Here is a 26,681-nt window from a genome sequence, read left to right on the forward strand (position 1 = left end):
CGGCCTGAACTTTCGCATGTTTCACATGAAACAGCGCACTCCGGTGTACGACACTGAGTGACGATGTTTCATGTGAAACAAGCGGCGCGGGTGCGGATCCGCTCAGTCGCGTGACTTCTTGCCGCGCACCGCACGACGTGTAGTCCGCTCGGCCCGGGGGAGTAGTTCCGCACTGATCACCAGAGTCGGCGTGGCAACCAGACCCGCGCCGCACTCGAGGACCTGAGCATTGCTCGCCCCGGCGCGCGCCAGTGCCTGGCCGTCGCGCTCCAGTTCCTCTGCCGCGCTGACGCCCTTCAGCGCGAGCATCCGCCCGTGATCACGGAGCAGGGGGAGGGACCACTGCGCCAGCTTCGCCAGCGGCGCGACCGCACGCGAGGTGACGATGTCCGCGCCACCCGCTTCCTTCAGCACACCGGACTGCTCGGCGCGCCCGCGCACCACGGTGATGTCGAGCCCGGCGGCTTCGATGAACTCGCTCAGAAAGATGGTGCGGCGCAACAGCGGCTCCACCAACGTGATCCGGAGATCCGGTCGCGCGATGCCGAGCGGGATCCCGGGCAGTCCCGCGCCGCTGCCGATGTCCACCACCGTGGCGCCCTCGGGGATCAGCTCGCCGAGCACCGCACAGTTGAGGATGTGCCGATCCCATAGCCGCGGCACCTCACGCGGACCGATCAGCCCGCGCTCCACGCCGGCGCCGGCGAGCGCCGCACAGTACATCCGCGCGATATCCAACCGGTCGCCGAAAACCGTGGCGGCTTCGGCGGGCGGTTCCAACTCGGTTGGCAGGGGAGTGCTTTCACCGAGATCCCGTTCCACGTGAAACATCCTTCCGCGTTCGATAGGTCAACAGTATTGAACCGGACACCGAGCACTGCACCCGGGACATGGAGAAGGCCTCCGGTCCGGAAACCAGAGGCCCTGTCCAAAACGTCAGGGTGACGAAACGTTCCGTCCCCCAACCCCACCCAAGAATCAGGCGGGAACGACCACCACATGGCGATTCGGCTCCACGCCTTCGCTCTCGCTCTCGACGCCGTCGACGGCGGCGACCGCGTCGTGCACGATCTTCCGCTCGAACGGAGTCATCGCCGCCAGCGCTTCGGGCGCACCCGATTCCAGCACCCGCTGCGCCGCGGCGGTACCGAGCTCGCTCAGTTCCTCACGGCGCTTGGCCCGCCAGCCGGCCACATCCAACATCAGCCGGCTACGCACACCGGTCGCCTGCTGCACCGCGAGGCGAGTCAGCTCCTGCAGCGCGTCGAGCACCTCGCCATTACGGCCGACCAGCTTCGAGAGATCCCGGCCGCCATCAATACTCACCACCGCGCGATCGCCTTCGACGTCCAGATCGATATCGCCGTCGAAATCCAGCACATCGAGCAACTGCTCGAGGTAGTCGCCCGCGATTTCGCCCTCTTCGATCAGGGCTTCCTCGGAGTCGGTCGCGACTTCAGCTGGTTCCGTTTCGGCGCTCACCATCGTCGTCGCCACTGTGGCGTCCCCTCCGTCGGTCTCAACAGTCATTTGGTTTTCCTTCATCTGCTCGCCGCGACCGCCTGGCCATCGCCGCCGGGTGGTACGCGATCAAGGGGTTGCTGCTCAGTGCGAGCGGGCGTGTCAGCGCCGCCGCTTCTGGTTGGCTCGACCGCGGTTCGGACGCTTCTGGCCGCCACCCGAACGACGCTGGGCCGAGCTCTTGGGCTTGGCGGCACCGGTGCCGTTCGACGAAACCGTGTCCACCACATCCTCGACCACGTCCATCGCATCGGCGTCGGTCGACTGCTTCTTCCGGACGTTCACCGGCTTGGCGCCCGGCTTCGGCGCGTTCTGCGCACGCTGCTCGAGCTTCTGCTGCTTCTTCTCTTCTTCTTCCTTCTCCATACGGCCGAAGACGAGGTGCTGCTGCCCGTAGGTCCAGATGTTGTTCGCGACCCAGTACAGCAGGATGGCGATCGGCAGGAACGGGCCACCGACGAGCACGCCGAGCGGGAACACCCACAGCGCGAGCTTGTTCATCATCGCGGCCTGCGGGTTGGCCGCGGCCTCCGCACTCTGGCGGGCCACCGAGGCGCGCGCGTTGAAGTGCGTCGCCAGACCGGCGATGATCATCAGCGGGATCGCGACGGCGCCGATGGCGACCCTGGAGGGCAGTTGGCCATCGATCGCGAACGCCTGCAGCTCGCTCACCGGGGTGGTGATGAAGGCCGAGATGGGCGCACCGAAGAGACGAGCGCTCAGGAACGACTGCACATCGGCGGCGTTGAAGACGTAGTTCGGGGTGTTGGCGTTGTCCTGGATGCTCATGCCGAGCTGACCGAAACCGTGGCCGGTCCGGTTGAACGACCGCAGCACATGGAACAGACCGAGGAACACCGGCACCTGCGCCAAGATGGGCAGGCAGCCCATCAGCGGGTTGAAGCCGTGATCCTTCTGGAGCTTCTGCATCTCCAGCGCCATCTTCTGGCGGTCGTTCTTGTATTTCTTCTGCAGCTCCTTGATTTGGGGCTGCAGCTCCTGCATCTGCTTGGTCGTGCGGACCTGCTTCACAAACGGCTTGTAGAGCACGACGCGAAGCGTGAAGACAAGGAAGACCACCGCCAGCGCCCAGGCGATACCGCTGTCCTTGCCCAGGCCGGGGATGGCCGCGAAGACTCGATGCCAGAACCAGAGGATCCAGGACACCGGGTAATAAATGAAGTCGAGCACGGCTCTATGCACTCCCGTCGTTCGGTTCGCCGATCACCGCGGGCGGTGATCCTTTACAAGCGTGTGGCGCCGCTGCGTCGTCGGAGGACGTGGCAGTGTCGGCAGCGGCCCCATCCCGGGCACGCGTGCGGCGCTCCGGAACGGGGTCCCACCCACCAGGGTGCCAGGGCGCACATTTGAGCAGTCGCACGACCGTCAGTCCGAGCCCGACGAACAGGCCCCGGGTGCGTAGCGCGGTGACGGCGTACTCGCTACAGGTTGGTGTGAAGCGGCACACCGGCATTCGAGTGGGGGAGACGTAGGTCCGGTACAGCTCGATCAAGAAGATCAACAAGCGAGCCGGCAGCCGCACGAGGCTTCTCACGACGACCGGGCCCCATCGAGTTTGCGCAACGCGCCCCGGAGCTGACGGAGTAGCTCGTCCGAGCTGGCGTCGGCGGCGCCGGGCAGCGCACGGATCACGATATCGGCCTCGGCGGGTAGATCGTGGATCACCTTGCCGCACATATGACGCAGGCGGCGGGCCACACGGTGTCGAATCACCGCGGAGCCCACCGCCTTGCTGACAATCAATCCGAATCGCGGACCGCCCACGCGGACCAGCGCACCCGCCGGAGCCTTCAGCCCCGGAGATGCTGCGCCGTCAGGTGAACTCGTGCCCACGATTCCGTCATACCCGCGAACGTGCACGTGTACGACCAGATCTCGCCTCCCGATTCGCTGGCCGCGGCGCACCGTCCGGGAGAAGTCGGCACGATGATGCAACCGATACGGCTCAGGCAACACCCGAGCGTCCGAATGCGAGGATCAGGCAGTCAGGGTCTTGCGACCCTTGCCGCGACGCGCGGCAACGATGGCGCGGCCCGCACGGGTCCGCATCCGGAGACGGAAGCCGTGGACGCGCGCCCGACGACGGTTGTTCGGCTGGAACGTCCGCTTGCCCTTGGCCACGGTCAACACTCCTCGAGTTTGTGGGCGCCAGGCGGCGCCCGATAGCTGGTCGGTAAAACGTATTCTGCGCGATGCTGAGCCACACAAAGCATTGCAAGTCTGGTCATCATCGATGCGCGTCGGTCCTGGCGCACAGGGTCGGTAACGACCTCAACGCGGTCAGCACAGGACCGCCACCGCACCAAGGGGTGACTGTACGAGGGTACTTACCCCCTAGATGTGGGTCAAACTCAGCCCCCACGAAGCCGGTCGTCGGACCAGGTCAACCTATGAACAGGGCTGTGGACTCCCTGCTCACCTATCAACACCCCTAGCCGCGGGGATGTGCGCGGCGCCCCGGCGGTAGCCAGTCGATAGCTGAATATCGGCAGGTGAGAGCGACACACCGGCCGAGCTGAAGCGTATTTCACATGTCCCCAGGGTTTTCCACATCTGTGGATAATTGTGTGGAAACACCCCTCCGGTGGCATATTCGTAGGCCGACGGCTGCCCTTCGCCGCTACCTTAGATGCCCGCATGCCCCGGTCGTCTGCGCCTATCGACAAATCTACTGGGGAGGACACTGCATGGACGACGAGCAGAACGTGTTGGCCACTGTGTGGCCCGAGGTGATCGCTGAGCTCACCACCGGCTCGCCCGACGGCGCCATCCCCCCGGTGACCAGAGCACAGCAGGCCTGGCTGAAGCTGGTCAAGCCGATCACCGTGGCGCAGGGCTTCGCTCTGCTCTCGGTGCCCTCGTCGCTGGCCCAGGAAGCCATCGAACGCGATCTGCGCGAACCGATCCTGCGTTCCCTGGGTCGCCGCCTCGGCCCCCAGGTCGAAGGGCTCGGCGTGCGGATCGCCGCACCGCCCCAGTCGCCCAGCGACCGGTCGGCGGCCAATCCGCGGCACGCGCGGATGACCAGCCGGCCCGAACGCCGGGAACCCCGCCGCGCCCCCGCGCCGGACTATTCGGCGCGTGGCGACTACGGCCAGCCCCAGCGCTACGGCGCGACCACCGACTACGACTCCGCACCCGACTATCAGCAGGGTGGCGGTGACTACGCCCCGGCCGCGGACTACCAGCCCGCCCCGAATTACGAGCCCGACTATCAGCCGCAGCCGGAGTACGAACCGATGCCGGAATACGGTCCGGCCAACGACTACTACTCGGGGCAGGACTACCCGGCCCCGGTCTCGGCGCCGGCCGCGCCGGCGCCCGAGCCGGCCGCCCGGCCGAATGGTCAGTCCACGCGCCGCGAGTCCGGGCCGCCCGGACAGGAGTCGTTGTTCACCCCCGAGCCGGTCCCGATGCGTGGTCCCGGCCGCGATCCGGGCGGTCGGTCGTCGCACCACGACGAGCCCGAGCCGGTGATCGCCGCCGTCCATCAGCCGGTCCGGGAACATCCCGGCCGGGAGCATCCGAGCCGGGAACACCAGCCGCGGGAGCACCAGGCGCGGGAACACCCCGGCCGGGAGCACCAGCCCCGCGAACAACAGCCGGCCCGCGACAGCAGGCCCGCGCATCCCGATCACGAGGACGACGACGAGCCGATCGTCAGCGCCCGCAACTCCTGGCCGACCTACTTCACCAAAACTCAGGAGACGCCGGCGCCGAGCTCCTCGGCCAGCCTGAACGCCAAGTACACCTTCGAGACCTTCGTCATCGGTGCGTCCAACCGGTTCGCGCACGCCGCCGCGGTCGCCATCGCGGAGGCGCCCGCGCGTGCCTACAATCCGCTGTTCGTCTGGGGCGCTTCGGGTTTGGGCAAGACGCACCTGCTGCACGCGGCCGGGCACTATGCCCAGCGGCTGTTCCCGGGCATGCGGGTGAAGTACGTCTCGACCGAGGAATTCACCAACGACTTCATCAACTCGCTGCGTGACGATCGGAAGGTGGCGTTCAAGCGCCGCTACCGCGAGACCGACATCCTGCTGGTCGACGACATCCAGTTCATCGAGGGCAAGGAAGGCATCCAGGAGGAGTTCTTCCACACCTTCAACACCCTGCACAACGCCAACAAACAGATCGTGGTGTCCTCGGACCGGCCGCCCAAGCAGCTGGCGACGCTGGAGGAACGGCTGCGGACCAGGTTCGAGTGGGGCCTGATCACCGATGTGCAGCCGCCGGAGCTGGAGACCCGGATCGCGATCCTGCGCAAGAAGGCGCGCATGGACCGGCTCGACGTGCCGCACGACGTGATGGAGCTGATCGCCAGCCGGGTGGAACGCAATATCCGGGAGCTGGAGGGCGCGCTGATCCGCGTCACCGCGTTCGCCTCGCTGAACGGGCAGCCGCTGGATCTGCCGCTGGCCGAGGTGGTGCTGCGCGATCTGATGCCGGAAACCGCGGCGCTGGAGATCAACGCGGCCACGATCATGGCGGTGACCGCGGAGTACTTCAACACCACGCTGGAGGAGCTGACCGGTCCCGGCAAGGCCCGGCCGCTAGCGCAAGCCCGCCAGATCGCGATGTATCTATGCCGCGAGCTCACCGATCTGTCGCTGCCGAAGATCGGCCAGGCGTTCGGCCGAGACCACACCACGGTCATGTACGCGGAGAAAAAAGTGCGCAAGGAGATGACCGAACGCCGCCGCGTGTACGACCAGGTTCAAGAACTCACAGCCCGAATCAAACAACGCTCCCGATAACGTTATCCACACCTGTGCACCGCCCTGAACTGGGGCGGTGCATTTTTTTGCCTGTGGATTCCTCGAGGAATTCCTGTTAAGTCCTCGAGGAATCCTCGAGGTTGTGCACCGATTCGCACACACCCTGTGGAGGCCGCCTGGGAGCCGCCACTCACAGGCAGTTGTCCCCATCGCTAACAGCCGCAGCTACCCACAGGCACTGACCAGGCAGACAGTCGGTTAACGCCTGTGGATTCCTCGAGGAGTCCCTGTTAAGTCCTCGAGGAATCCTCGAGTTGTGCACCTGTTCCTGCACACGTGTGCACAAACGCCGGTTTACGGTGGAACAACTCGAGGAGCACTCGAGGATGAATGCGGGACAACTTTCCGGCGTCCACAGACACCCCCGGTTCATCCTCGAGTCATCCGCCGGCCATCCCCACGGCACCATGCATCGCTACCTGCTAAAACAGGCGCAGTCCACAGATTCCACAGTGCCTACTACTACTTCAGTTCTCTCAATTAGAGAGATCTCTTCAAAACAGGGTGTGTGGAAAGTCCGTCGAGGAGGGTCACGCACCGAGCCACTCGCCGAAGAGCGCATCGAGGGCAGGAGCCAGGCACCGATCGACGCATCGGCAAGTTCGGCTGACTCGATCGACGCGATACCCGGAACTCGCTCGTTCACACACATCCCGGCACTCACTGGTGCATGCACCGGAGGGTCGGGCTAGGTTCATCCGGACTTCCCGAGTACGGTTTGTTCTCGGTCGCCCATGCCAGACTTTCGAGGGGCGGCCGATCCAGTACCCTCTTACGACGTTCGGCCCCGCACACGGATCACGGCAGTATCGACTCCAAGACTGGGAGAGGACAGATCGGGCGATGGAAAGCATGAAGTTTCGGGTCGCCCGTGAGGATTTCGCGGAATCCGTTGCCTGGGTCGCACGCAGCCTCCCCTCCCGGCCTCCGGTGCCCGTCCTGGGCGGTGTGCTGCTGGTAGCCAACGAGGACGGCCTGACGGTCTCCGGCTTCGACTACGAGGTGTCCGCGCAGATGCGCGTCGCCGCCGAGGTCGCCGGTCCCGGTGAGGTTCTCGTCTCCGGCCGCCTGCTGGCCGACATCACCAAGGCGCTGTCCAACAAGCCGGTCGATGTCTCCGTCGACGGCACCCGGGTCCTGATCAGCTGCGGCAGCGCCAAGTTCTCCCTGCCCACCATGCCGGTCGAGGACTATCCCCAGCTTCCCGAAGTTCCGCAGATGACCGGTGAACTCGGTGTGGATGTTTTCGCCGAGGCGGTCGGCCAGGTCGCCGTCGCCGCCGGCCGCGACGACACGCTGCCCATGCTCACCGGTATCCGCGTCGAGATCGAGGGCTCCAAGGTCGTTCTCGCGGCCACCGACCGGTTCCGCCTCGCGGTGCGCCACATCGAGTGGAAGCCGGAGAAGTCCGATATCGAGACCGCGGTGCTGATTCCGGCCAAGACGCTCTCCGAGGCCGCCAAGACCCTCGGTGCCTCCGATGCCCCCGTGCAGCTGTCCCTGGGCACAGGAGCGGGCGCGGATGGCCTGCTGGGCATCGTGAACGCCGGTCGCCGCACCACCACGCGCCTGCTCGATGCCGAGTTCCCCAAGTTCCGCCAGTTGCTCCCCAAGGAGCACACTTCCATTGCCACGCTGTCGGTCTCGGCGCTGTCCGAAGCCATCAAGCGTGTCGCGCTGGTGGCCGAGCGCGGGGCCCAGGTGCGCCTGGAGTTCTCCAGCGAGGGTCTGCTGCTGTCGGCGGGTGGCGACGACGCCGGCCGCGCCGAGGAGTGGCTGGAGGCCGATTTCCGCGGCGAACCGCTGACCATCGCGTTCAACCCCGGCTATCTCGTCGACGGTCTCTCGGCGCTGCACTCGGATCGGGTCACCTTCGGGTTCACCACGCCGAGCCGCCCCGCGGTGCTGCTGCCGGTCGGCGAGGTCGAGCCCGAAGTGCTCGACTCCGGTGCCTTCGCCGCGCTGCCGAGCCCCTACATCTACCTGTTGATGCCGGTCCGGCTGCCGGGCTGATCCCCAGGGGTGCAAACGTCTGTGCATAACCGGGTGCAACCCGGTCCAATCGTCGTGGGGACGGGTTCTTCCGCAGGTCAGAATGGGTTAACGATGTTCATCCGGGCGCTGTCACTGCGTGATTTCCGGTCCTGGGAACAGGCCGAGCTGGAATTATCCCCAGGCCGCACCGTCTTCTTGGGGTCGAATGGCAACGGCAAGACGAACCTGGTCGAGGCGATCGGTTACCTGGCGACACTCGCCTCCCATCGGGTCGCCGCCGATGCGCCGATGATCCGCATAGGCGCCCCGAAGGCCCGAGTCGGCGCCACCGTGGTCAACACCGGCCGGGAATTGCGCATCGATGTCGAACTGAACGCCGGCGCGGCCAACAAGGCACAGATCAACCGATCGCCGGTGCGCCGGCCACGCGAGATTCTCGGCATTCTGCAGACGGTGTTGTTCGCGCCGGAGGATTTGTCGCTGGTCCGCGGCGATCCGGGGGAGCGGCGGCGCTTCCTCGACGAGTTGTGCACAGCTCGGCTCCCACGGCTCGCCGCGGTACGGGCGGACTACGACCGGGTGCTGCGCCAGCGCTCGGCATTGCTGAAAACCGCTGGACGACAGGCACGTTCGAAGTCGGATCTGAGCACCCTCGACGTGTGGGACGGCCACCTGGCGACCCATGCCGCAGAGTTGCTGGCGCAGCGGCTGCGCCTGGTGCACGATCTTTATCCCCATCTTGCACAGGCTTATTCATCGATCGCGCCCGAATCCCGGCCCGCCGCAATCGGATACCGCAGCGGCTATCTGCCACCGGAATTGCTCGACCCGGCGCGGGAACCGCAGCCCGGTGACGCCCCGGATCTGGAAGCGATCATGTTGCGCGAGTTGGGGATTGCCCGATCCAAGGAATTGGAACGCGGGGTGTGCCTGGTCGGCCCGCACCGCGACGACCTGGACCTGCTGCTGGGCAGCTCGCCGGCGAAAGGCTTTGCCAGCCACGGGGAATCGTGGTCGTTCGCCCTGTCGTTGCGGCTGGGCGCGTTCGAGCTGCTGCGCGCCGGCGGCACCGAGCCGGTCCTGCTGCTCGACGATGTCTTCGCCGAACTCGACCGCCGCCGCCGCACCGCGCTGGCCGCCGTGGCCGCCGGCGCCGAGCAGGTCCTCATCACCGCCGCCGTCCCCGAAGATGTGCCGGCCGAACTCGAGGCGGTGCCGCTGCGGGTGGAAACCACCGGGGAGGCAGACCGGCGCACCTCTCGAATCGTCACACCTGACGATTTGGGACAGCGCGATGTCGGTGATCTCCCGTAGAGTTCCCTCCGCCGCGTCCCCGGATCGGCGGTGGTCACCGGCTCGAAGAGTTATCCACAGGTTCTGTGGACAACTTGGCACGAATCGCCGCCGCCACCGTCCTGCGGCTTGGTGGCTCGAATTGTGGTTGTTGTGCAGAACACCCACTTGACCGGGGCGAACAGACGTTCGATCTTGTGTGCTCGAGCCGCTGACCACGGGATTTCCACCCCCGGCCAGCTGCATCAGCGCCTGGGGACAACTCGGCAAAACTGGGGACAACCCGGAACGGAGCAGGTGATGACCGACCAGTCGGAACAGCACGGCGCCGGTGCACAACCACCCGGCGGCGAACCGGAGCTGCGCGGTGTCGATCTGGCCCGGCGCGCCCTCGAGGAGGCCAGGGCGGCGGCGCGGGCCAGCGGTAAATCGGTCGGCCAGGGCCGGGCCTCGCCGAAGCGGAGCCTGCGCCCCGGTGCGCGCCGTGGTCGTTCGGGATGGTCCGGCCCGGGTCCGGATGCCCGTGATCCACAGCCCCTGTTCAAACTCGCGGGCTCCCTCGCCAAGAATCGAGGCTGGTCGGCAAAGGTCGCCGAGGGCATGGTCTTCGGTCAGTGGTCGACGGTCGTGGGGGAGGACATCGCCTCGCACGCGAATCCGGTGACGCTGAAGGACGGTGTGCTGTCCATCGCCGCCGAATCCACCGCCTGGGCAACCCAACTGCGCATGCTGCAGAGCCAGATCCTGGCCAAGATCGCGGCCGCGGTGGGGAACGGCATCGTCACCCAGTTGAAGATCACCGGGCCCGCAGCTCCGAGCTGGCGCAAGGGCGAACGCCACGTCCGCGGTCGCGGCCCACGCGACACCTACGGGTAGACCACGCTATTTCGGGGCAAGTAACTAGTGCGCCCTAGGCGGTCGGAGAGACGGATCAAACCGCCGGATGGCCGACGGGACACGTGTGGAGTCGATTTCTTTGAGCCACGGAGCCGTGAGGGGTGTGTTAGGTGCACTGTGGCTTGGGTCTACCAGTAGGATGGTGGCGTAACTAGCGGCGAACCTTCGGCGCGTTCGGATCGGCACGCTCTCGGACCCCAGATTTCGACCAGTCCAGACTACGGGGTTTCACGCGTACTGTCCGGCCGCTGTCCCGAGGATCAGCAAGTAAGGAGAGCTACCGACAAGTGGCTGCCAACGAATCGGGCTCGACCAAAGCAACATCCGGTGATTACGACGCTTCCTCCATCACGGTCCTCGAAGGGCTCGAGGCGGTTCGCAAGCGGCCGGGTATGTACATCGGCTCCACGGGTGAGCGCGGGCTGCACCATCTGATCTGGGAAGTCGTCGACAACTCCGTAGACGAGGCGATGGCTGGTCACGCCTCGCGCGTCGATGTGCGGATCCTCGCCGACGGCGGCGTCGAGGTGGTCGACGACGGCCGCGGCATTCCCACCGGCATGCACGCGCAGGGCATCCCCACCATCGAGGTGGTCATGACCCAGCTGCACGCCGGCGGCAAGTTCGACTCCGACTCCTACGCGGTGTCCGGCGGTCTGCACGGTGTCGGTATCTCCGTGGTCAACGCGCTGTCGAGCCGGCTCGAGGCCGAGATCGACAACGCCGGCTTCCACTGGAGCCAGACCTACAAGGACGCCAAGCCGGGCCAGCTGATCAAGGGCGAGCCGACCAAGCGCACCGGTACCACCATCCGGTTCTGGGCGGACTCGGAGATCTTCGAGACCACCACCTACAACTTCGAGACGGTCTCGCGCCGCCTGCAGGAGATGGCGTTCCTGAACAAGGGACTCACCATCACCCTCACCGATGAGCGCGTCACCGCCAGCGAAATCACCGATGAGGTGGTCAGCGAGACCGCCGAGGCGCCGAAACATGCCGAGGACACCGCCGCGGCGAGCACGCCGAAGGTGAAGACCCGCACGTACCACTACCCGGGCGGGCTCGAGGATTACGTCAAGCACATCAACCGGACCAAGCAGCCGATCCACAACTCGATCGTGTCCTTCACCGGCAAGGGCCCCGGCCACGAGCTCGAGGTCGCGATGCAGTGGAATTCCGGCTACTCGGAATCTGTGCACACCTTCGCCAACACCATCAATACCCATGAGGGTGGTACGCACGAGGAGGGCTTCCGCGCGGCGTTGACCACGGTGGTCAACAAGTACGCCAAGGACAAGAAGCTCATCAAGGACAAGGACGGCAACCTCACTGGCGACGACATCCGTGAGGGCCTGGCCGCCATCCTGAGCGTCAAGGTCGGTGAGCCGCAGTTCGAGGGCCAGACCAAGACCAAGCTGGGCAATACCGAGGTCAAGTCGTTCGTGCAGAAGGCGTGCAACGAGCATATCCAGCACTGGTTCGAGGCCAACCCGGCCGACGCGAAGACCATTGTGAACAAGGCGGTTTCGTCCGCGCAGGCCCGCGTCGCGGCGCGTAAGGCGCGCGAGCTGGTGCGCCGCAAGTCCGCCACCGATCTGGGCGGTCTGCCGGGCAAGCTGGCCGACTGCCGGTCCAAGGACCCGGTCAAGTCCGAGATCTACATCGTGGAGGGCGACTCCGCCGGCGGCTCGGCCAAGTCCGGCCGAGATTCGATGTACCAGGCCATCCTCCCGCTGCGCGGCAAGATCATCAACGTCGAGAAGGCGCGCATCGACCGGGTCCTCAAGAACAACGAGGTCCAGTCGATCATCACCGCGTTCGGCACCGGCATCCACGACGAGTTCGATATCGCCAAGCTGCGGTACCACAAGATCGTGCTGATGGCCGACGCCGACATCGATGGCCAGCACATCTCGACGCTGCTGCTCACCCTGCTGTTCCGTTTCATGCGCCCGCTGGTCGAGCAGGGGCACGTCTACCTCGCGCAGCCGCCGCTGTACAAGCTCAAGTGGCAGCGCAGCGAGCCCGAGTTCGCCTACACCGACCGGGAGCGCGACGTGCTGATGGAGGCCGGCCTCTCGTCCGGCAAGAAGATCAACAAGGACGACGGCGTGCAGCGCTACAAGGGTCTGGGCGAGATGAACCCCAAGGAACTGTGGGAGACCACCATGGATCCGTCGGTGCGGGTGCTGCGCCAGATCACCCTCGATGACGCCGCCGCCGCCGACGAACTGTTCTCCATCCTGATGGGTGAAGACGTCGAGGCGCGTCGCAGTTTCATCACCCGCAATGCCAAGGATGTTCGCTTCCTCGACGTCTAGCCCGACCTGAATCCAGCAGCTTCCCAGCGCTTTCAGGCCTGGCCATCTAAGGAGACCACCGCATGACTGAGACCACTCTGCCACCCAACGGCGGGGCCGGGGACCGGATCGAACCGGTCGATATCCAGAACGAAATGCAGAACAGCTACATCGATTACGCGATGAGCGTGATCGTGGGCCGTGCGCTGCCCGATGTGCGCGACGGCCTCAAGCCGGTGCACCGGCGCGTGCTCTACGCGATGTACGACAACGGTTACCGTCCCGATCGCGGCTATGTGAAGTCCGCTCGTCCGGTCGCCGAGACCATGGGTAACTACCACCCGCACGGCGACTCGTCGATCTACGACACTCTGGTCCGGATGGCCCAGCCGTGGTCGCTGCGCTACCCGATGGTCGACGGCCAGGGCAACTTCGGTTCCCGCGGCAACGACGGCGCGGCCGCCATGCGTTACACCGAGTGCCGTCTGACGCCGCTCGCCATGGAGATGCTGCGCGAGATCGACCACGAGACGGTCGATTTCGTAGCGAACTACGACGGTCGTTCGCAGGAACCGACGGTGCTGCCCGCCCGGGTGCCGGCCCTGCTGATGAACGGCTCCAACGGCATCGCCGTCGGCATGGCGACCAATATCCCGCCGCACAATCTCAATGAGCTCGCCGAAGCCGTCTACTGGGCGCTGGAGAACTACGACGCCGACGAGGAATCCACCCTCGAAGCGTGCATCGAGCGGGTCAAGGGTCCGGATTTCCCGACCTACGGCCTGATCGTCGGCGGCCAGGGCATCCAGGACGCCTACCGCACCGGTCGCGGCTCCATCCGCATGCGCGGTGTCGTCGAGATCGAAGAGGACAATCGCGGCCGCACCACCATCGTCATCACCGAGCTGCCGTTCCAGGTCAACACCGACAACTTCATCAACGCGATCGCCGAGCAGGTGAAAGACGGCAAGATCGCGGGCATTTCGGATATCCACGACGAGTCCTCCGACCGCGTCGGCATGCGCATCGTGGTGACGGTCAAGCGTGACGCCGTCGCCAAGGTGGTGCTGAACAACCTCTACAAGCACACCCAGCTGCAGACCAGCTTCGGCGCCAACATGCTGTCCATCGTCGACGGTGTGCCGCGCACGCTGCGCCTGGACCAGATGATCCGGCTCTACGTCACGCATCAGTTGGAAGTCATCGTCCGGCGTACCCGGTACTTGCTCCGCAAGGCCGAGGAGCGGGCCCACATCCTGCGCGGCCTGGTCAAGGCACTGGACGCGCTCGACGAGGTCATCGCGCTGATCCGGCGGTCGGCCAATACCGATACCGCGCGCGTCGGCCTGATGCAGCTGCTGGACATCGACGAGGTCCAGGCCACGGCCATTCTCGATATGCAGCTGCGTCGCCTGTCCGCGCTGGAGCGGCAGAAGATCGTCGACGAGTTGGAGAAGATCGAAGCCGAGATCGCGGACCTGAAGGACATTCTCGACAAGCCCGAGCGGCAGCGCGCGATCGTGCGCGACGAGCTGCGTGAGATCGTCGAGAAGTTCGGCGACGAGCGCCGCACCCGGATCGTCGCGGCCGACGGCGACGTCGCCGACGAGGATCTGATCGCCCGCGAGGACGTGGTCGTCACCGTCACCGAGACCGGTTACGCCAAGCGCACCAAGACCGACCTCTACCGCTCGCAGAAGCGCGGCGGCAAGGGCGTGCAGGGCGCGGGTCTCAAGCAGGACGACATCGTCAAGCACTTCTTCATCACCAGCACGCACGACTGGCTGCTGTTCTTCACCAACAAGGGCCGGGTGTACCGGGCCAAGGCCTACGAGCTGCCCGAAGCGAGCCGGACCGCGCGCGGCCAGCACGTGGCGAACCTGCTCGCCTTCCAGCCGGATGAGAAGATCGCCCAGATCATTCGCATCCAGTCCTACGAGGACTCGCCGTACCTGGTGCTCGCCACCAAGAACGGCCTGGTGAAGAAGTCCAAGCTGACCGACTTCGACTCCAACCGCAGCGGCGGCATCGTCGCGGTGAACCTGCGCGACGAGGACGAACTGGTCGGCGCCGCGTTGTGCGCCGCCGAGGACGATCTGCTGCTCGTCTCGGCGCACGGTCAGTCGATTCGCTTCTCCGCCACCGACGAAGCGCTGCGCCCGATGGGCCGCGCCACCTCGGGTGTGCAGGGCATGCGATTCAACACCGACGATGAGCTGTTGTCGCTCAACGTGGTTCGCCCCGAGACCTATCTGCTGGTCGCGACCTCCGGCGGTTACTCCAAGCGCACCGCGATCGAGGAGTACACCGCACAGGGTCGAGGCGGTAAAGGTGTATTGACTATCCAGTTCGACGCCAAGCGTGGCACTCTGGTCGGTGCGCTCATCGTCGACGACGAGGATGAGTTGTACGCGATCACGTCCGGCGGCGGCGTAATCCGCACGGCGGCGAAGCAGGTGCGTAAGGCTGGACGACAGACCAAGGGCGTGCGATTGATGAACCTCGCGGATGGGGATACGTTGCTTGCTATCGCGCGCAACGCCGACGAGCCCGAACTGCTCGCCGACGATGACAGCACCGGTTCCGAGTAAATCCACCAGCGGCGGCAACGAACGGATCTAAGGATTCCCATTGACCACTCCGAATCAGCCGAATGACGAGCGGCAGCACACGAACGGTGTGACCGAACGGATCTCACCGTCCCCGATTCCGCCGCGGCCGATTTCCCGGCCGGTCGCTTCGGCCGAAGGCGGGCAGTCGAACGAAAATCCGGATCAGCAAAACGAATTCGCGTCCAAGGCGCCGGACCGCAACCCCGGCGCCGAAGGGCGGGAGCAACAGTCCGAGCCGGTCGAGCAGACCGGCGGCGGCCAATCGCCTTATCAGGAAGGCTGGTCGCAACTTCCACAGCGCGAACCGCAGTCCAACCTGTACCGGCCCGGCCAGGCGCCGGTCACCGGGCGGCCCGCGGGCGGCCTGAACGGCGGCGTTACCAACGCCCGCACCACCACCGACCTTGCCGCCAAAGCCGCGCGCAAGGAAGCGGCGATGGTGAAATCCGTTGGTATCGACGGACCGACGCGCAGCATCGCGCGGCCGGAACTCATCAAGGACATGCCCGATCTGTCCGAGATCCGGCACCCGCTGCCGCCGCAGGAGGCCTCCTCGGTGCCGCAGTACCACCCGGTGTCGCCCGCGGCGCCGGTCGCGGTCGCCGCGGCGGCCGCCGGTGAACCCCTGCGCGCCACCGTCCAGATCCGCCGCATCGACCCTTGGTCGACGCTGAAGATCTCGCTGGTGATCAGCGTGGCCCTGTTCTTCGTGTGGATGCTGGCCGTCGGCCTGCTCTACATCGTGCTGGAGGGCATGGGCGTCTGGGAGCGGCTCAACAACACCTTCACCGACATGGTGTCCCAGGACAGCGGTTCGGTGGGCCTGATCGACGCGGGCACGGTCTTCGGCTACGCCGGCGTCATCGGGCTGATCAACGTGGTGCTGTTCACCGCGCTCGGCACGGTCGGCACGTTCATCTACAACCAGTGCTGCGACCTCGTCGGCGGTATCCAGGTCACCCTGGCCGACCCCGACTAGGAAACGTTCTCCCGACGGCCGGTGCCAGCCCACCAAGGGGTCGGCACCGGCCGTTCGGCATTTCCCGGCACGCCGAGGAATGTTCCCCTGACCAGCCGTTTTGGTTGTACCAGGGGGTGTCGGGTAATCTTTGTCCTCGGCTCGGGTACTACACCGCAGAGTCGTTACGGGCCTATAGCTCAGGCGGTTAGAGCGCTTCGCTGATAACGAAGAGGTCGGAGGTTCAAGTCCTCCTAGGCCCACCGTTCCACTCGAAATATGGCTCATGCTCACACAGAGCGTGAGCCATTTCTCGTTTCCTCTCCTCCCAGTAGGGTGGGTCTCATGAAACTTCTTCTCACCGTTGGTATTGCGGTCGTCGTCCTCATCGGAATCAGCAAGCTGCGCAAGCGCGACGACGCTGATCTGTGGCACGAAGTGACCAGCCGCTGATCTCTGCCTGATCCGGCAGTTCGCTCGCCATGGGCTTGTTTGACTCCGCAAACGCTCGACAGGTACCGTTTCGGGCGGTAAGGGGCCTTAGCTCAATTGGCAGAGCACTGCCTTTGCAAGGCAGGGGTTAGGGGTTCGATTCCCCTAGGCTCCACTCGATAGGTGGCTCGCGCTCATCAAGAGCGTGGGCCATTTTTCGTTCAGCGGGGGACCTGGCGGCCGTGTACCCGTTCCCACGCGTCGATGGCGGTGTCCCACTGCTCGCCGGACAACGTGGTGAGCGACATGGGAAACAATCCGTCCTCTTCCTTCGCGATATGCGGCCACAGCGTTGCCAGGGATGCCCGCACCTGGTCGCGTCCCTCAGGGGCGGTCAGATCCGCTGTGGTCAGCGCGAGGGTCATCTCGCGATGCTCCGCCTCCAGCGCGTCGATGTAGCTCGTGCAGTCGGGGTCGTCGCGCATCACCGCGAACAGGCCCTGTTCCTCACCCGCCCAGTGCGCCCGCAGTTGGCGTTCGATCGCCACCAAATCCCTTTGGGCCGAGGCGATATCGCCGTGTTCGAGCGCACGCTCGATCTGGCCCGAGAGGTTGTAGACCGCCTCGTGCTCGGCGATGAACTCCTTGATCAACGGAATATCGCGACAGCCGCAGTAGTGACACATGACGGGCTACTTCAGACCGGCTGTCTCGAGGTTGTTCAGCACACAGAGCGGGTAGTCGAAGCCTTTCGCTTTCACGGCGCACGACACCATCAGGTAGGTGGCCTCCTCGACACCGGCGTGGGCGGGCCCGGCGAAGGTCGTGCTCATGGCCAGGACACCGATGGTCAGGCCCAGGATTCGGACGGATTTACGCATGCTCGACAGCGTGACATGGGGAAACCGCGTGAATCGGCAGTGCTCGCAGTGTGTCGGATGCCCTGGCGAGGGTCAGGGGTTCTCCTCGAGTGGGCCGTGCCGGTCCAGGTGCAGGTAGGTGTAGCAGGTGGTGAGCAGGCAGACCACGGTCGCGGTGATGAGCATGGCCCAGCCGGGGACCGCGAGGCTGAGCAGGCCGCCGAAGAACGCGCCGAGGGCGAAGGCGGCGTAGACCAGGAAGTAGCCGAGCCAGTCGGCGTAGTCGCCGCCGCCGATGTGGCGTTCGATGCCCTGGCCCATCTTCACGATGGTGCCGGTGACGTAGCTGAGCGGGATCGAGACTTCGCCGTCCTTGACGAAGGAGGTGTTCAGGGCGCCGACGCCGAAGGCGACGAACAGGATCGGGATGAACTCGATCCGGGAGGCGTCGTCGTTGTGGCTGACCAGGTAGAGGTCGGTGAGCGCGGAGACGGCGAGGCTGACGGTGGTGAGCAGGGTGGGGCCGTGCGGGTGCGCGTGCCAGAAGTGCCGCCGGCACCAGGAGGCGACGATGACACCGGACAGGAAGGACGCCAGCAGCGCGGCCGCGGCGACAGCCATGTCCCGATCGTCGCTGAAGTGGCCGAGGATGGCGCGCTCGGTGTTGCCGGTCATGAACGTGACGAAGTAGCCGGCAGTGTGCATGAATGCCGCCGCACCGATCAAACCGGCCAGTGCGGCCAGCACCCAGGAGATGCGGGCTTCGGCGTCGTACAGGGCCCGTTTGCGCGCCAGATCCGGATGCTTCACAGGTCAGGCTCCTCCAGGGGGCTGGGGACAATGCCCCAGTTTCACCCATGGGAAGCGAGAATCCCGGAGGGAGCGCCGATGGTTTCCAGCTATTTGCCGCAGCTCACACCGCAGCCGCCTCGGCAAGGTCGTAGGCGGTGCGCGGGATACCGTGCAGGAGTGAACGATGTGCTCGAGTATCTGCTGACCGAACCGATCGCCGAGGCCGCGCCTGCCGATCTCGAACAGGCGTGGGCTCGGCACACCGCGGTCGCGCGGGCGTTCCGCTCTCCGGTGGACCGCGCGGTCGCGGGCGGATTCGCGGCGGACCGGCTGGGTTTCGCGTTCCTGTCCGGCTATCAGGAAGCCTTGCGGAAGCTGTTGCCGGAGGTGGCGGGGGCGGACCTGATCGCGGTATCGGCGACCGAGGAGGGCGGGGCGCATCCGTCGGCGATCCGGACCGCGATCGTGCCCGCCGAGGGTGGCTGGGTGGTGCGCGGTACCAAGACGTTCACGACGATGGGGGAGCACGCGCGGGAGCTGGTGGTGATCGCCGGTACCGGGGAAGTGGTGGATGGCCGGCCTCGGCTGCGCGCGGCGCTGGTCGCCGCCGGACAGCCCGGGGTGACGGTGACGAACCGGCCGCCGCTGCCGATGGCGCCGGAAATCCCGCACGCGACAGTGGTTTTCGACGACGCGGCGGCGCGGTTGCTGCCGGGGGATGGGTACGCGGATTTCCTGAAGCCGTTCCGGACGGTCGAGGACGTGCACGTGCTCGCGGCGACGCTGGGGTGGCTGGTGCGGGTGGGCCGGCAGGCGCGCTGGTCGCCCTCGACGCTGCAGCGTTTGCTCGCGATGGTGGCGATGGTGCGGGGCCTGGATCTGGACGCGCCCGCTTCCCCCGGCGTGCATATCGCGCTGGGTGGGATCTTCGAGGAGTTCGATCGCCTGCTCGCGGAATCGGATCCGTTGTGGCAGCAGGCCGACGCGGTGACCCGCGAGCGGTGGGAACGGGATCGTCCGCTGCTGGCGACGGCCGGACGGGTGCGAGCGCAGCGGCTGGCCGCGGCTTGGCGGCGCGTTGGCGTGGCGGAAATGGGGTAGAAACCTACCCCGGAAATGGGGAGCGGGCCTCGGCGAAGGGGGGGAGTTAGCCGAGGCCCGCGTAGGGTCGGCCCGGGGGGGAGGGGCCGACGAGAATGATCCTACGCGATGATTTGCCTTTGTGTGTGCGTGGGGAACGCCACTTTCGTAGATTTTTTGGGGTTGGCTTACCTGGGTATGCCGACGGGTTCGCCGAGGTGCGGCGGCCGGGTTGACCGGCGCCGGTACGGTATCGGCTGATTGTTTGCCAAAACCGTTGTCTTTCAGGAAATTACCGGTTCGGAACCAGCGTTCAGCTGGAACTCTGACGGTTTCGGCGAAACATGCAGACCGGTCGCTGCCTGTCGCACAGGGGGATTGGGCCTGGCGTGTTCGTCCGGATTCTGTCGTATTTGTCGCGTGTCCTCGGGGCCTCGGGCATGTCGACTACCCGAACTTGTCGGACCCCGGTGCGAGGATCGCCACATGATTCGCTCGGAACTCGAGTACCGGCTCCCGTGGAAACGGGTAGCCGCCTACGCACGACCCACGGGGGTGGCGCGCGCGACGATTGAATCGGCCGCATTCCGTTCCGGTACCCCCGAGCACCGCCCGGACCGGGATGCGGCCTTCGACGTCTCCGTCGCGACCGGCGCACCCGGCAAAAGGGATGAAATTGTCGGTGCGCAGGGCAATACTGACTCGGGTATCGATCGGCCCATTCGCGAAACCTACAAATCTCAGGAGAGTCATGCCCGACGCAATAGTCGCTGAGGGTCTGGTCAAGCGTTACGGCCAGTTGGTCGCCCTCGATGGACTCGATCTCTCGGTGCCCGAAGGCACCGTCACCGCGTTGCTCGGCCCCAACGGCGCGGGCAAGACCACCACGGTCCGTGTGTTCACCACCCTGCTCATCCCGGATGAGGGCAGCGCCACCGTCGCCGGTATCGACGTCCTGCGCAATCCCCAGGCGCTGCGTTCCCGGATCGGGACGTCGGGCCAGTACGCCGCCGTCGACGAGTACCTGACGGGCTTCGAGAACCTCGAAATGGTCGGCCGGCTCTATCACATGGGCGTGCAGGCCAGTAAGGACCGCGCGCGCGAGCTGCTGGACCGGTTCCGGCTCAGCGATGCGGCCGACCGCCCGGTCAAGGGGTATTCCGGCGGTATGCGCCGCCGGCTCGACCTGGCCGGCGCGCTCGTCGCCAATCCGCCGGTGCTGTTCCTGGACGAGCCCACCACGGGTCTGGATCCGCGCGCCCGGCTCGATCTGTGGGATGTCATCGAAGAGCTGGTGGCGGGCGGCACCACGCTGCTGCTCACCACCCAGTACATGGACGAGGCCGATCGGCTGGCCGATTCCATCGCGGTGATCGACCACGGCAAGGTGATCGCGCGCGGCACCGCCGACGAGCTCAAGACACTGGTCGGTGGCGACCGTATCGAACTCACCGTCACCGATCCCGCGAAACTGGGGATCGCCGAGCAGGTGCTGAAGAGCTTGGCGGACGGCGAGATCCACATCGAGCCTGGGCTGCGCCGGATCACCGTCCCGGTCAGCAACGGATCGCAGGCGCTGGTCGACGCGATCGGGTTGCTGGGGTCCAACGACGTGCACATCAACGATGTCGGGCTGCGGCGCCCGTCGCTCGACGACGTCTTCCTGACGCTCACCGGGCACGAAGCCGAGGATTACGTCAACGGCACCGGCACCCAGCTCGAGACCGAAGGGAGCGTCCGATGACCGAGCTCCGTAAAGACGCCGCGTCCGGCACCACCTTCGCCGAGCCGGAGCGGGCCGGGCTGGGCGAGCGCCTGTCCTATCTCGTCAGTGACAGCCTGACCATCGCCAAGCGCAATGTCATCAAGATCAGGCGCGTGCCCGACGTGCTGATCTTCTCGACCATGTCGCCGATCATGTTCGTGCTGCTGTTCGCCTACGTCTTCGGCAACGCGATCAGCGTGCCCGGCATGGAGGGCGGCTACCGCGAATTCCTCATCGCGGGCATCTTCGCCCAGACCGTGGTGTTCGGCGCCTCGTTCACCGGCGCGGGCCTGGCCGAGGACATGCAGAAGGGCATCATCGACCGGTTCCGGTCGCTGCCGATGGCTCCGGCCGCGGTGCTGTTCGGCCGCACGATCAGCGATGTCGTGATCAACGTGGTCAGCCTGTTCGTGATGTCGGTGACCGGCTATCTGGTCGGCTGGCGCATCCGCGGCTCGCTGGTGGACGCCGTGCTGGCCTACATCCTGCTGCTGCTGTTCGCCTACGCGGTGTCCTGGATGATGGCCGTGGTCGGCCTGCTGGTCCGCGCGCCGGAGGTCTTCAACAACGCCAGCTTCATGGTGATGTTCCCGCTGACCTTCCTGGCCAACACCTTCGTTCCGATGCAGAATCTGCCGACCGTGCTGCGGGTGTTCGCGGAATGGAATCCCGTCTCGGCCCTGACTCAGGCGGCCCGCGATCTGTTCGGCAACACCAATCCGGCGATGCCGCCGCCGGATGTGTGGTCGATGCGGCATCCGGTCGCGACCACGCTGATCTGGGTGGTGGTCATTCTGCTGATCTTCGTGCCGCTGTCGCTGCGTCAGTACAAGCGCACCGTCAGCCGCTGAAGGCTGCGGCGAGGCCTGAGCCTAGGCCTCGCCGCGACCGTCGACGCTGACGGGCTGCGGAGAACCATTGCGCGAGTAGCCGATCCGCGGCGGCTCCGGAGCCACCGCGGGCGGCTGCGGCCGCCGGCTGCGCAGCAACCAGGCGACGGCTCCGGCCAGCGCGACGGCGACCGCGGCAACGAGGCGGTTACGAGAACGTGCGGATACAAGCTGGCGCCCCAAGGTCATTCGACCACTTTGGCACAACCAGCGAGATCCCGCAGTAAGCCCAGGTGGTCCTACTGTGTGATGCGACGCGTCGGTAACCCACTTCGGGTGCGAGCGGTCCGCCCGCGGCTAGCATGACGACGTGACCTCACCGATTCAGACTGCGAGCGCGACGCTGCATACCAATCACGGCGACATCAAGATCGCGCTATTCGGCAACCACGCGCCGAAGACTGTGCGGAACTTCCTTGGCCTCGCGGATGGTTCGGCGCAGTACACCACGCAGAACGCGAGTGGTGGCAGCACCGGCCCGTTCTACGACGGCGCGATCTTCCACCGGGTGATGGACGGATTCATGATCCAGGGCGGCGACCCGACCGGCACCGGTCGCGGCGGCCCCGGCTTCGAATTCGGCGACGAGTTCCACCCGGAGTTGCGGTTCGACCGCGGCTACCTGCTGGCGATGGCGAACGCGGGCCCGGGCACCAACGGCTCCCAGTTCTTCATCACCGTGAGCCCGCAGTCGCACCTGAACCGCAAGCACACCATCTTCGGTGAGGTCATCGACCCGGATTCCCGCAAGGTCGTCGACTCCATCGCGAACACCCCGACCGATCGCAACGACCGCCCGAAGGAGCCGGTCGTGATTTCCAAGATCACGATCGAATGATGCTATGAACCCGCAGCCGCCCGCACCGACGTGCGTCCGCCACCCTGATCGCCCTACCGGATTGGCGTGCACCCGCTGCGGGCGTCCTGCTTGTCCCGAATGCCTGCGACCCGCCTCGGTCGGACAGCACTGCGTCGACTGTGTGCGCGAGGGCCAGCGCGGGACTCGGCAGGTCCGGACCGTCGCGGGCGCGGTGGCCGGCAAGACGGCCGCGCCCTACGTGACCTACGCGCTGATCGTCCTGAACGTGGCGATCTACGCGATCACCGCCTGGCAGTCCAAGAACCTGGTCGACAACGCTCAGGGCGGGACGAACTTCTTCACCTCGCGCCTGTTCTACGACTGGGTGCTGGTCCCCGCAGCGGTGTCCAACGGTGACTGGATTCGGGTGATCGGCTCGGGCTTCCTGCACTACGGCCCGATCCACCTGGCGCTGAATATGTTCGCGCTGTGGATCATCGGCCGCACGCTGGAGCCGCCGCTCGGCCGGCTGCGCTATCTCGCGATCTACCTGGTCTCGATGATCGCCGGCGCCGCGGCCTGCATGGTCTTCCAGGGGCCACTCGAGGCGACGGCCGGTGCGTCGGGCGCGGTGTACGGCCTGTTCGGCGCGATCACGGTGCTGCTGCTGCGCTTGCGGCAGAACGCGAATCAGATGTTCATCCTGATCGGCATCAACCTGTTCATCAGCTTCTCGATCCCGCACCTGTCGATCGCGGGGCACCTCGGTGGGCTGGTCGCGGGCACGCTGGCCGCGTTCGGCCTGCTGTATCTGCCCGAGCGGCTCGGCGCGAAATCGCAGGAGGCGGCGCGCAGCATCGGCTGGGCGAGCATTGCCGCGATCGGGCTGATTTCGCTGGTGATCATCGCGGTCCGGGCGATCACGCTGACCTGAGCTGTCCCGCCTTGTCTTGCTTCACGTGAAACGTTGGCGATTCACCAGGGTGAGAGTCAGGCGAGGCTGGCGAGGCCGTGTTCGACAAGGGTGTCGAACACGTCTTCCGGGTTGGTGCCGAGATCCCAGCGGCCGAAGATGAGCAGCCGTTCGGTGCCGTTGTCGTCGACATCGATCTCGAGCATCGGATTCTTGCGGCCGAGGCGGCGGTAGCTCACGATGCGGGCGCGGATGATCTGGTCGCGGGAGTACTCGGACGGGCCGGTCAGGGAGCGCACCACCAGGCGGGGTTCGGACCCCGGGATGATGGTGAGCCGCGGCCGCTGCCGGTAGCCGAGCAGCGCGAACCCCAGCAGGCCGGTGGCGGCGAGGCCGATCAGCAGGCGGCTGGCGCCGTCAGTGCTGAGCACGGCCGCGCCGGTGAGGATGACACCGCCGACCGTGACCGCGACCAGCATGGGGGTCCGAGTGGACCAGGTCAGGGCGGAATCGGTGCGCATTTCCCCAATCGTTCCTCGAGTTGTCCCCACCTTTATCCACAGGTGGGGATGAATGACATGTCTGTTATCCGGTTAATTCGGGCAGACTTCACGCTCGAGCGGGTCAGCGCCAGCGCATGGTCATGATCAGGCCGACCACCATGAGGCCGAAACCGATCAGGAAGTTCCAGGCGTTGAGATCGTTCATCCAGGTGATCTTCTCGGCCGCCAGGTAGTACACCAGCAGCCACAGCAGCCCGGCCACCATGAAGCCCAGCATGATCGCCACGTACCAGACGGGCGACGGGCCGCCCTTGATTTTGACCGGAGTCCGGCTGGCGGGGTTGATCGTGTAGTCGGTCTTCTTACGGACCTTCGACTTCGGCATGACGTCCTCGTGTTCGGCGTGCAGGTCGGGGACCGATCCGGGCGCGGCTGGGACGCCCTCCGGTGTGTCTCTAGGCTATCCCACGTAACCTCGTCTGCATGCGCGTACTCGTCGTCGACAACTACGACAGCTTCGTCTTCAACCTGGTGCAGTACCTGGGCCAGCTCGGAGCCGAGGCCGTGGTCTGGCGCAACGACGACGCACAGCTCGCCGACTTGGACGCCGTAGTCGCCGATTTCGACGGCATTCTGATCAGCCCCGGCCCCGGTTCGCCGGACCGTGCGGGCGCCAGCATTCCGCTGGTGCATGCCTGTGCGAAGTCCGCGACCCCGCTGCTCGGCGTGTGTCTGGGCCATCAGGCGATCGGTGAGGCGTTCGGCGCCACCGTCACGCGCGCACCGGAGCTGCTGCACGGTAAGACCTCGCTGGTGTTCCACAGCGGCAAGGGCGTGCTGGCGGGCCTGCCCGACCCCTTCACCGCCACTCGCTACCACTCGCTGACGGTCCCCGAGGACACCCTCCCGGCCGAGATCGAGGTCACCGGCCGCACCGAATCCGGCATCGTGATGGCCGTGCGCCACCGCGACCTGCCGATCCACGGCGTCCAGTTCCACCCCGAGTCCGTCCTCACCCAAGGCGGCCACCGCATGCTCGCGAACTGGCTCGAGGTGTGCGGCGAACGCCCCGCCGAGGGCCTGGTCGAAATGCTCGAATCGGAGGTCGCTGCGCTGGTGACGCAGTGACCCTGCGCCCCCATGTGGTGCTCTCGGTAGCGGTCAGCCTCGACGGCTACATCGACGACGCGAGTCCGGACCGCTTGAAACTGTCGGACACCGCGGATTTCGACCGCGTCGATCAGGTCCGCGCCGAGTCCGACGCGATCCTGGTCGGCGCGGAAACCCTGCGCCGCGACAACCCCCGCCTCCTGGTGAACAGTGCCGAACGCCGCGCCGCCCGCAGCGCCGCGGGCAAGCCGGAGTACCCGCTGAAGGTGACCGTCACGGCGAGCGGTGATTTGGATCCGGCCTGGCGCTTCTGGCACCACGGCGGCGACAAGCTCGTCTACACGACCGACGCCGGCGTCGCCCGGATCGGCAAGCAGCTGTCCGGGCTGGCCGAAGTGGTCAGCCTCGGCGCGGTCGTCGACTTCGCCGCCCTGCTGGCCGATCTCGGCAAGCGCGGCACCACCCAGCTGATGGTCGAGGGCGGCACCCGCATCCATACCGAGTTCCTCGCCGCCGACCTGGCCGACGAACTGCATCTCGCCGTCGCCCCCATCCTGGTCGGCGACCCGGCCGCGCCACGCTTCGCCGGACCCGCTGCCTATCCCGGTGGGCCACACCGCCGTTTGCGGTTGGCGGATGTCGCGCAGGTCGGAGACATGGCCGTGCTGCGCTACACCCGCCCCGCCTGAGGAGACCCCACCCGATGACCGCTGACGATACCGATCACCAGTTCATGCGCAGGGCAATCGAACTCGCGCGCGAGTGCCCGCCGAGTGCGACGGCGTTCTCGGTGGGAGCGGTGGTCGTCGCGGATGGGGTGGAGATCGCGACGGGGTTCTCCCGGGAGACCGACGAGAAGGTACATGCCGAAGAGTCGGCGCTCGACAAGTTGGGCGACGAGGACGCGCGGCTGGGGCGCGCGACGATCTACAGCACGCTGGAACCCTGTTCGCAGCGGGCGAGCGCGGGGCGCGCGCCGTGCACGGAACGGATTCTGCGCGCGGGGATTCCGCGGGTGGTCATCGCGTGGCGGGAGCCGACGACATTTGTGACGAACTGTGTGGGTGTGGAGAACCTCCGGCAGCACGGCGTCGAAGTGCTCGAGTTGGCCGATCTCGCGGACGAGGCGATGGCGATGAACCGGCACCTCGACCTGTCGTAATGG

Annotated in this window: 29 protein-coding genes and 2 tRNA genes; 19 read left to right on the forward strand and 12 right to left on the reverse strand. The window is 66.2% G+C overall.

Annotated elements, in window-relative coordinates:
- Positions 1–102: 102 nt before the first annotated feature.
- The 6 genes from rsmG to rpmH form a co-directional block, all read right to left on the reverse strand.
- The gene (rsmG, locus tag IBX22_RS17500) at positions 103–831 is read right to left on the reverse strand and encodes a 16S rRNA (guanine(527)-N(7))-methyltransferase RsmG (RefSeq protein WP_194816617.1); all 729 of its coding nucleotides are present in this window, start codon (positions 829–831) and stop codon (positions 103–105) included.
- 147 nt (positions 832–978) lie between these two features.
- On the reverse strand, positions 979–1,485 hold the full coding sequence (locus tag IBX22_RS17505; protein WP_194817761.1) for a protein jag: 507 nt from the start codon (positions 1,483–1,485) through the stop codon (positions 979–981).
- 138 nt (positions 1,486–1,623) lie between these two features.
- On the reverse strand, positions 1,624–2,712 hold the full coding sequence (gene yidC / locus IBX22_RS17510; protein ID WP_194816618.1) for a membrane protein insertase YidC: 1,089 nt from the start codon (positions 2,710–2,712) through the stop codon (positions 1,624–1,626).
- A 4-nt stretch (positions 2,713–2,716) separates the two neighbouring features.
- Positions 2,717–3,076 carry a membrane protein insertion efficiency factor YidD gene (gene yidD, locus IBX22_RS17515; RefSeq protein WP_194816619.1) on the reverse strand — a complete coding sequence of 120 codons (360 nt, stop codon included), beginning with the start codon at positions 3,074–3,076 and terminating at the stop codon, positions 2,717–2,719.
- A complete protein-coding gene (gene rnpA / locus IBX22_RS17520; protein WP_194816620.1) occupies positions 3,073–3,498 on the reverse strand; it encodes a ribonuclease P protein component in 426 nt (141 codons plus the stop codon). The genes yidD and rnpA overlap by 4 nt, the downstream gene beginning before the upstream one ends.
- 21 nt (positions 3,499–3,519) lie before the next feature.
- On the reverse strand, positions 3,520–3,663 hold the full coding sequence (rpmH, locus tag IBX22_RS17525; RefSeq protein ID WP_194816621.1) for a 50S ribosomal protein L34: 144 nt from the start codon (positions 3,661–3,663) through the stop codon (positions 3,520–3,522).
- 566 nt (positions 3,664–4,229) lie between these two features.
- Here rpmH and dnaA point away from each other — a divergent pair.
- The 10 genes from dnaA to IBX22_RS17570 all read left to right on the forward strand — a co-directional run bounded on the left by dnaA (position 4,230) and on the right by IBX22_RS17570 (position 16,979).
- A complete protein-coding gene (dnaA, locus tag IBX22_RS17530) occupies positions 4,230–6,296 on the forward strand; it encodes a chromosomal replication initiator protein DnaA (RefSeq protein ID WP_194816622.1) in 2,067 nt (688 codons plus the stop codon).
- Between the two features lie 873 nt (positions 6,297–7,169).
- The gene (dnaN, locus tag IBX22_RS17535) at positions 7,170–8,330 is read left to right on the forward strand and encodes a DNA polymerase III subunit beta (RefSeq protein WP_194817762.1); all 1,161 of its coding nucleotides are present in this window, start codon (positions 7,170–7,172) and stop codon (positions 8,328–8,330) included.
- A gap of 93 nt (positions 8,331–8,423) precedes the next feature.
- Positions 8,424–9,626, forward strand: coding sequence for a DNA replication/repair protein RecF (gene recF / locus IBX22_RS17540; RefSeq protein ID WP_194816623.1), 1,203 nt, complete (start codon positions 8,424–8,426; stop codon positions 9,624–9,626).
- Positions 9,627–9,905: 279 nt separating this feature from the next.
- Complete coding sequence (locus tag IBX22_RS17545; protein ID WP_194816624.1) at positions 9,906–10,481, forward strand: DUF721 family protein; 576 nt, start codon at positions 9,906–9,908, stop codon at positions 10,479–10,481.
- A 308-nt stretch (positions 10,482–10,789) separates the two neighbouring features.
- Positions 10,790–12,823, forward strand: a complete 2,034-nt coding sequence (gyrB, locus tag IBX22_RS17550; RefSeq protein WP_194816625.1) for a DNA topoisomerase (ATP-hydrolyzing) subunit B — start codon at positions 10,790–10,792, stop codon at positions 12,821–12,823.
- Between the two features lie 62 nt (positions 12,824–12,885).
- Positions 12,886–15,393, forward strand: a complete 2,508-nt coding sequence (gene gyrA / locus IBX22_RS17555; protein WP_194816626.1) for a DNA gyrase subunit A — start codon at positions 12,886–12,888, stop codon at positions 15,391–15,393.
- Positions 15,394–15,433: 40 nt separating this feature from the next.
- Positions 15,434–16,393, forward strand: coding sequence for a DUF3566 domain-containing protein (locus tag IBX22_RS17560; protein WP_194816627.1), 960 nt, complete (start codon positions 15,434–15,436; stop codon positions 16,391–16,393).
- 168 nt (positions 16,394–16,561) lie between these two features.
- Positions 16,562–16,635: transfer RNA gene (locus IBX22_RS17565), tRNA-Ile, on the forward strand.
- Positions 16,636–16,717: 82 nt separating this feature from the next.
- The gene (locus IBX22_RS37480) at positions 16,718–16,825 is read left to right on the forward strand and encodes a DLW-39 family protein (RefSeq protein WP_228538854.1); all 108 of its coding nucleotides are present in this window, start codon (positions 16,718–16,720) and stop codon (positions 16,823–16,825) included.
- 81 nt (positions 16,826–16,906) lie between these two features.
- Positions 16,907–16,979 (forward strand) — tRNA-Ala (locus tag IBX22_RS17570).
- 46 nt (positions 16,980–17,025) lie between these two features.
- On the opposite strand, the gene IBX22_RS17575 is transcribed toward IBX22_RS17570, so the two are convergent.
- The 3 genes from IBX22_RS17575 to IBX22_RS17585 all read right to left on the reverse strand — a co-directional run bounded on the left by IBX22_RS17575 (position 17,026) and on the right by IBX22_RS17585 (position 18,474).
- A complete protein-coding gene (locus IBX22_RS17575; protein ID WP_194816628.1) occupies positions 17,026–17,490 on the reverse strand; it encodes a hemerythrin domain-containing protein in 465 nt (154 codons plus the stop codon).
- 6 nt (positions 17,491–17,496) lie between these two features.
- A complete protein-coding gene (locus IBX22_RS17580; protein WP_194816629.1) occupies positions 17,497–17,685 on the reverse strand; it encodes a hypothetical protein in 189 nt (62 codons plus the stop codon).
- A 72-nt stretch (positions 17,686–17,757) separates the two neighbouring features.
- Positions 17,758–18,474: a YoaK family protein gene (locus IBX22_RS17585; RefSeq protein ID WP_309234655.1), complete on the reverse strand. Its 717-nt coding sequence runs from the start codon at positions 18,472–18,474 to the stop codon at positions 17,758–17,760.
- A 159-nt stretch (positions 18,475–18,633) separates the two neighbouring features.
- Here IBX22_RS17585 and IBX22_RS17590 point away from each other — a divergent pair, with 159 nt between their 5' ends.
- From IBX22_RS17590 to IBX22_RS17605, 4 genes are all read left to right on the forward strand, one after another.
- On the forward strand, positions 18,634–19,557 hold the full coding sequence (locus IBX22_RS17590; protein WP_194816630.1) for an acyl-CoA dehydrogenase family protein: 924 nt from the start codon (positions 18,634–18,636) through the stop codon (positions 19,555–19,557).
- 465 nt (positions 19,558–20,022) lie between these two features.
- On the forward strand, positions 20,023–20,310 hold the full coding sequence (locus IBX22_RS17595) for a hypothetical protein (RefSeq protein WP_194816631.1): 288 nt from the start codon (positions 20,023–20,025) through the stop codon (positions 20,308–20,310).
- On the forward strand, positions 20,288–21,280 hold the full coding sequence (locus IBX22_RS17600; protein WP_194816632.1) for an ATP-binding cassette domain-containing protein: 993 nt from the start codon (positions 20,288–20,290) through the stop codon (positions 21,278–21,280). The genes IBX22_RS17595 and IBX22_RS17600 overlap by 23 nt, the downstream gene beginning before the upstream one ends.
- Positions 21,277–22,152, forward strand: coding sequence for an ABC transporter permease (locus IBX22_RS17605; protein WP_194816633.1), 876 nt, complete (start codon positions 21,277–21,279; stop codon positions 22,150–22,152). The genes IBX22_RS17600 and IBX22_RS17605 overlap by 4 nt, the downstream gene beginning before the upstream one ends.
- 21 nt (positions 22,153–22,173) lie before the next feature.
- Here IBX22_RS17605 and IBX22_RS17610 read toward each other — a convergent pair whose 3' ends face one another.
- On the reverse strand, positions 22,174–22,380 hold the full coding sequence (locus IBX22_RS17610; RefSeq protein ID WP_194816634.1) for a hypothetical protein: 207 nt from the start codon (positions 22,378–22,380) through the stop codon (positions 22,174–22,176).
- Between the two features lie 121 nt (positions 22,381–22,501).
- Between IBX22_RS17610 and IBX22_RS17615 the strand changes: the two genes are divergently transcribed.
- Both IBX22_RS17615 and IBX22_RS17620 read left to right on the forward strand, forming a co-directional pair.
- Positions 22,502–23,029 carry a peptidylprolyl isomerase gene (locus IBX22_RS17615; RefSeq protein ID WP_194816635.1) on the forward strand — a complete coding sequence of 176 codons (528 nt, stop codon included), beginning with the start codon at positions 22,502–22,504 and terminating at the stop codon, positions 23,027–23,029.
- Positions 23,030–23,033: 4 nt separating this feature from the next.
- Positions 23,034–23,924: a rhomboid family intramembrane serine protease gene (locus IBX22_RS17620; RefSeq protein ID WP_194816636.1), complete on the forward strand. Its 891-nt coding sequence runs from the start codon at positions 23,034–23,036 to the stop codon at positions 23,922–23,924.
- A gap of 56 nt (positions 23,925–23,980) precedes the next feature.
- On the opposite strand, the gene IBX22_RS17625 is transcribed toward IBX22_RS17620, so the two are convergent.
- Together IBX22_RS17625 and crgA are read right to left on the reverse strand one after the other, a co-directional pair.
- Entirely contained in the window at positions 23,981–24,424 is a 444-nt protein-coding gene (locus tag IBX22_RS17625) for a PH domain-containing protein (RefSeq protein ID WP_194816637.1), read from the reverse strand.
- A 103-nt stretch (positions 24,425–24,527) separates the two neighbouring features.
- Positions 24,528–24,791: a cell division protein CrgA gene (gene crgA, locus IBX22_RS17630; protein ID WP_194816638.1), complete on the reverse strand. Its 264-nt coding sequence runs from the start codon at positions 24,789–24,791 to the stop codon at positions 24,528–24,530.
- Between the two features lie 98 nt (positions 24,792–24,889).
- Here crgA and IBX22_RS17635 point away from each other — a divergent pair, with 98 nt between their 5' ends.
- Genes IBX22_RS17635 through IBX22_RS17645 form a run of 3 tightly spaced genes read left to right on the forward strand, consistent with a single transcriptional unit; the run spans position 24,890 to position 26,678 of the window.
- Positions 24,890–25,534 carry an aminodeoxychorismate/anthranilate synthase component II gene (locus IBX22_RS17635; RefSeq protein WP_194816639.1) on the forward strand — a complete coding sequence of 215 codons (645 nt, stop codon included), beginning with the start codon at positions 24,890–24,892 and terminating at the stop codon, positions 25,532–25,534.
- Positions 25,531–26,205: a dihydrofolate reductase family protein gene (locus IBX22_RS17640; RefSeq protein WP_194816640.1), complete on the forward strand. Its 675-nt coding sequence runs from the start codon at positions 25,531–25,533 to the stop codon at positions 26,203–26,205. Before IBX22_RS17635 ends, IBX22_RS17640 begins: the two co-directional genes overlap by 4 nt.
- Positions 26,206–26,219: 14 nt before the next feature.
- Complete coding sequence (locus IBX22_RS17645; RefSeq protein ID WP_194816641.1) at positions 26,220–26,678, forward strand: deaminase; 459 nt, start codon at positions 26,220–26,222, stop codon at positions 26,676–26,678.
- Positions 26,679–26,681: the final 3 nt, after the last annotated feature.

Origin of the sequence: Nocardia sp. XZ_19_385 (genome assembly GCF_015355755.1) — a bacterium.
GTDB lineage: Bacteria > Actinomycetota > Actinomycetes > Mycobacteriales > Mycobacteriaceae > Nocardia.

What these genes read in the sequence shown, in the direction of transcription:
- IBX22_RS17580 (WP_194816629.1), bottom strand. Translation starts at nt 17,685, where the DNA reads ATGCGTAAATCCGTCCGAATCCTGGGCCTGACCATCGGTGTCCTGGCC.
- gyrA (WP_194816626.1), top strand. Translation starts at nt 12,886, where the DNA reads ATGACTGAGACCACTCTGCCACCCAACGGCGGGGCCGGGGACCGGATC.
- IBX22_RS17610 (WP_194816634.1), bottom strand. Translation starts at nt 22,380, where the DNA reads ATGACCTTGGGGCGCCAGCTTGTATCCGCACGTTCTCGTAACCGCCTC.
- IBX22_RS17625 (WP_194816637.1), bottom strand. Translation starts at nt 24,424, where the DNA reads ATGCGCACCGATTCCGCCCTGACCTGGTCCACTCGGACCCCCATGCTG.
- IBX22_RS17635 (WP_194816639.1), top strand. Translation starts at nt 24,890, where the DNA reads ATGCGCGTACTCGTCGTCGACAACTACGACAGCTTCGTCTTCAACCTG.
- crgA (WP_194816638.1), bottom strand. Translation starts at nt 24,791, where the DNA reads ATGCCGAAGTCGAAGGTCCGTAAGAAGACCGACTACACGATCAACCCC.
- recF (WP_194816623.1), top strand. Translation starts at nt 8,424, where the DNA reads ATGTTCATCCGGGCGCTGTCACTGCGTGATTTCCGGTCCTGGGAACAG.
- IBX22_RS17545 (WP_194816624.1), top strand. Translation starts at nt 9,906, where the DNA reads ATGACCGACCAGTCGGAACAGCACGGCGCCGGTGCACAACCACCCGGC.
- dnaN (WP_194817762.1), top strand. Translation starts at nt 7,170, where the DNA reads ATGAAGTTTCGGGTCGCCCGTGAGGATTTCGCGGAATCCGTTGCCTGG.
- IBX22_RS17505 (WP_194817761.1), bottom strand. Translation starts at nt 1,485, where the DNA reads ATGGTGAGCGCCGAAACGGAACCAGCTGAAGTCGCGACCGACTCCGAG.
- IBX22_RS17575 (WP_194816628.1), bottom strand. Translation starts at nt 17,490, where the DNA reads ATGTGTCACTACTGCGGCTGTCGCGATATTCCGTTGATCAAGGAGTTC.
- IBX22_RS17620 (WP_194816636.1), top strand. Translation starts at nt 23,034, where the DNA reads ATGAACCCGCAGCCGCCCGCACCGACGTGCGTCCGCCACCCTGATCGC.
- rsmG (WP_194816617.1), bottom strand. Translation starts at nt 831, where the DNA reads ATGTTTCACGTGGAACGGGATCTCGGTGAAAGCACTCCCCTGCCAACC.
- IBX22_RS17600 (WP_194816632.1), top strand. Translation starts at nt 20,288, where the DNA reads ATGCCCGACGCAATAGTCGCTGAGGGTCTGGTCAAGCGTTACGGCCAG.
- IBX22_RS17595 (WP_194816631.1), top strand. Translation starts at nt 20,023, where the DNA reads ATGATTCGCTCGGAACTCGAGTACCGGCTCCCGTGGAAACGGGTAGCC.
- IBX22_RS17605 (WP_194816633.1), top strand. Translation starts at nt 21,277, where the DNA reads ATGACCGAGCTCCGTAAAGACGCCGCGTCCGGCACCACCTTCGCCGAG.
- IBX22_RS37480 (WP_228538854.1), top strand. Translation starts at nt 16,718, where the DNA reads ATGAAACTTCTTCTCACCGTTGGTATTGCGGTCGTCGTCCTCATCGGA.
- dnaA (WP_194816622.1), top strand. Translation starts at nt 4,230, where the DNA reads ATGGACGACGAGCAGAACGTGTTGGCCACTGTGTGGCCCGAGGTGATC.
- IBX22_RS17645 (WP_194816641.1), top strand. Translation starts at nt 26,220, where the DNA reads ATGACCGCTGACGATACCGATCACCAGTTCATGCGCAGGGCAATCGAA.